General features: G+C 33.2%; 3 protein-coding genes and 1 pseudogene. All 4 read right to left on the bottom strand.

The window, feature by feature from the left end; translation table 11 throughout:
• Nucleotides 1-15: 15 nt before the first annotated feature.
• Nucleotides 16-695: pseudogene (locus EQ827_RS09275) on the bottom strand (transposase); the annotation flags it as partial.
• A gap of 145 nt (nucleotides 696-840) precedes the next feature.
• A complete protein-coding gene (locus tag EQ827_RS08050; protein ID WP_181190476.1) occupies nucleotides 841-2,247 on the bottom strand; it encodes a hypothetical protein in 1,407 nt (468 codons plus the stop codon).
• 145 nt (nucleotides 2,248-2,392) lie between these two features.
• Nucleotides 2,393-3,256: an ABC transporter ATP-binding protein gene (locus tag EQ827_RS08045; protein ID WP_181190475.1), complete on the bottom strand. Its 864-nt coding sequence runs from the start codon at nucleotides 3,254-3,256 to the stop codon at nucleotides 2,393-2,395.
• Nucleotides 3,257-3,389: 133 nt separating this feature from the next.
• Nucleotides 3,390-4,059 (bottom strand): hypothetical protein (locus tag EQ827_RS08040; RefSeq protein ID WP_181190474.1); only part of this gene is annotated, 670 nt, incomplete at its 5' end.

The raw sequence follows: 4,059 nt of genomic DNA, 5'->3' as shown, positions 1-4,059 counted from the left end.
GTTTTAAAGGTCGATTATTGCTTCTAACACTTGATCGGCAGTTACTTGTTTAAAGTCAGTTTTCTTAGGAAAGAACCAGCGCAGCTTGCGGTAAAGTACTCATTGCTGCCCCGTTCCCAAGGTGAATAAGGATGACAGAAATAAGCAGTTAAGCCATAACGCTGCATAAAGCTCGCAAAAGACTGGGCCGTACGATCTTGCTTTCAAAGCCCAAAGTAAGCGACTGCTGCATTCGACAAACGTCACTAAACAAGCCTTACTTTGCCTATGACTGGATAAAATCGTATCGACTTCCAAATGACCAAACTTTGTCCGCTGATTGACCGGTGCAGTCCGTTGCTCAATACTGGTGCCGGTTTGATATTGTCCACGCCTTTCTTGGCTGTGCTGACAACGCCGATTACGGTCGGGCAAGTCCCGAAGCTCAAAAGCCAATTGTCCCTGATTCAACCAGTTATAAATTGAAGCTGTCGCTAACTTAAATTTAGCGGCAATCGTTTCCGGCCACAGTTCCTTCTTTTTTGATCGGTATCTTGTTGGGCCAAGAGGGGAGCATATGTCTGCACCCGTTGTAATTCTGTACAGATAGTGGATTTACTACGCCCACTGCAGTAGCGATTTGTTGCTGCGTTTTACCTTGTTGGTGTAAAAGAGCTCGCTCCCCGGTCAAACTGTATTAAAGTAATAGTGCTCAAAGTATTCCTGCTTTCATGGTTTGTTGTCGTAACTACCATTGTAAAGGAATTACTTTGGGTTTTTTAGATTAAGGCTGTTCGGATTAATTATAGAATCTGCGATAACTTTAAAATTTTATGTGGCTAGAATCAACAATATTAAGATCTACCTAAACAAAAGTTTAAAAATTTTCTTTAATAAAAATAGTATAATGGCTAAACTTAAATATATTAGTTCCATTATTAAATTATTACCTGTTAATGGTAATAACTTAGTTGCTCCATTTAAATAGATAAAACAAAACATAACCAACAAAAAAATAAATGGACGATTACTTTTTGTCAAAAATCCTAAAAATTGTGCCAAGCTGCAAAGAAATACGGCAAAGCAAACTAAAATAACCAATGAACTAAGTGACTTTGTCATTAAAGGCAATAGCAACACTAATGTAAATAGTAATCCACTCACATATTCTGATATCTGCTGTCTTTTTTGACCAAATGAAATAGTCTTTAACCAATCAAAAAAGCCAGATTTAGTCGCTTGTGCTCCTAAATTGCTTAAAAATGGTAACTCCATTAACAAAAACAATGGAAAAATAATTTGTTGTACAAAAGGAAAAGAACTAAACCAAGCTACAATCCATAAAATTAATAAAGCTAATTTATTAAATAAGGATAGGGTTCTCCATAGTTGTAAAAAAGTAGCACTTAATAAAGGTAACCAATGTACAGATTCGCTAATAACTGGCTGCCATTCTGGAACATCTTTATCTTTATCTTTGCTACTCGATTTATTTTTTGTAGAACGTAATTTGCCTTTAAAGCTCTTTCGATTATTTAAAAAAACATTATTTCGATAATGATGAGGAGAAAAGAACCACGCAGCTAGAAGTATCAATACTATACAGATTAATAATTGATAAAAGAAAATGTTAAAATCCTGTTTATTAAAATAAATAGGTGAAAAAACCAATTCTTTACTGCCAGTTTGATGTATACTACCACCACTTAACAACATCGTTTGTCCTAAGTAATGGCCTGAAGTTTTAACACTAGTATCTTCGATCATCTTAAATAGATAACCACTACCAGATGGATTAACTATTCTTAAAAAAGGAACATTATAATAAGTAGCACTAAATATGTAATCTAAAAGAAAGAAAAAGCTTACTAGAATAGTTCCTAAAAATCCCCTTAGAATAGGGGTTACTTCTGTAAAAATAGATATTGCTGAAATAATAAATATTCCAGGAATTAAAGTTGAAAATGGTGTAAAAAATTGAGCAGCGCTAATATACTTTCCTGGAAATTGTAAAAGTACCATAAAAAATGTGCCCACTATTATTACAATCCACAATATAAATAATAAAAGACAGTTTGATATAAACTTTCCTAATATATAATTTAGTTTAGAAAATTGTATTGTACTCATTAATTCATAAACTTGATTTTGTTTATCAATTTCTAATGCATTTTTCAGAAAAATATAACCTACTATTGGAAGAAAAAAGCCTAACACTAAAACTACACTGACCGGAATCCAAGTTGGATTACTAGCTTGCTTATACATACTAGGATCCAAAGTAAAAACCTTAATCGGTCCATTAACCCGCGGATAACCTATTACTCCTGAAACTAACGCTAAAATCATTAATGCCAAGTATGATATTTTACGACTGCGCTCTAAAAAGTCAGCTCTTAAAATTCTGTACAAATTAATCGCCACCTTCCAGAATAGCCAAACTAGCATCTTCCAGGCGTGGCATTACATTAATAGCGGTCACATTGGGTGCACTTTTAGATATAACCCTGACATGTATACCATCGGCTGCTTGACTTATCGAACTCACATTTTCTAAATTTTTAGGTACTTCATTAGAAGGCAGAATATACTCCCATACAGAATTGCTAACCTTTTGCAATAGTTGTGCTGGCGAACCAGTATATAAGACATTTCCTGATTTCAAAACAACTAAATTTGTTGCCACAGCTTCAATATCAGAAATAATATGGGTAGATAAAATTACAATTCGATTGATGGCCATTTCAGATAAGACATTACGAATAGTTACTCTTTCCATCGGATCTAATCCAGCAGTTGGCTCATCTACAATTATTATTTTAGGATCACCCAATAAAGTTGCTGCAATCCCTACTCTTTGTCTCATCCCTCCAGAAAATTCAGATAAGCGTTTTTTACCAACATTGTCCAGGTGAAACTTGAATAATAGGCTTTCGATCTGCTTTTTGCTTTTTCTGCCAGATAATCCTTTTAATGCTGCAATATACTGTAAATAATCTACAGCTGATAAATGTGGATAATATGGTACCTGTTGCGGTAAATAGCCCAAAGAATTACGCATTATTTGAGGATTTTTAATGATATCCTCACCATTTAAATATATTTCTCCACTTTTTGGTTTCAAAATCGTGGCAATAACACGTAATAAGGTAGACTTTCCAGCTCCATTAGGGCCAATTAAGCCGATTAAACCACCAGAGTTTAAAACAATATTAATATTATTTAAAATTGTTTTATTTCCAAAATTCAAATATAAATTCTTAATTTTTAATTCCATCTATCATTTCTCCAATAAATATTGCTCACATATTTTCACCTAGAACTTATGATTAATCTTAACACTTAATTTTAAATACCAAAAAAACCAGAGTAAAATTGCTCTAGTTTTTTCATAACTTTAAAATTTTAATTCAATTTAAGCCCTTATTGGCAAAGCGCCAAAGGTAAAGCAAACACCATAACCAAGCCCCTATTTGAGCTGTGTTAGAAAGATAGACATATTCTTGATGTTGCAGTATAGGATAATTAAATATCACAAGTAAGTTATTAATAGCAATTACCAAAAACCACGGGCTAATTGCCCAAAACAATGCTTTTAGGATTTTATCGCCCCAAATTATTAGACTTAATGGCAATAACAGTATCATCATATTTAAGCTAATTTTCATAGGTAAAGAAAGATTAAAGCTCAAAAATGGTACTTGTATTAATTGAATACCAATAAAAACTGTTAGAATAACTATTGCCATTAGCCAGCTCAATATCCATTTTATGATTCGAGAATTTAAAATCTGCCAATAAATACTGTAATGAATAAGCTTAAAAATTATATTTATTAAAACAAATATCCATAAACCATTCAAAATAAAGGGCGTCACATTAAATGGCTGGTGAGGATTACTTAATTGAGTCAGAAGTGTCCAAAGACAGCTGGTGATAAAAATTTTAGCAAAAATTTGCCAACGCTGTTTCCAACTAATCTTGGAAAAATTTGCCACAATCTCTTGCGCCGCTAAAGCTGGTTGTTGCCCAAAATATTCTGAAGCAGTCAAGCCATCATCTTGTGCTGCAATAATATCT

Origin of the sequence: Bombilactobacillus bombi (assembly GCF_013607485.1) — a bacterium.
Lineage (GTDB): Bacteria > Bacillota > Bacilli > Lactobacillales > Lactobacillaceae > Bombilactobacillus > Bombilactobacillus bombi_A.
The sequence above is the reverse complement of the archived record's forward strand: the minus strand, read 5'-3'. Positions and strand labels throughout refer to the sequence as shown.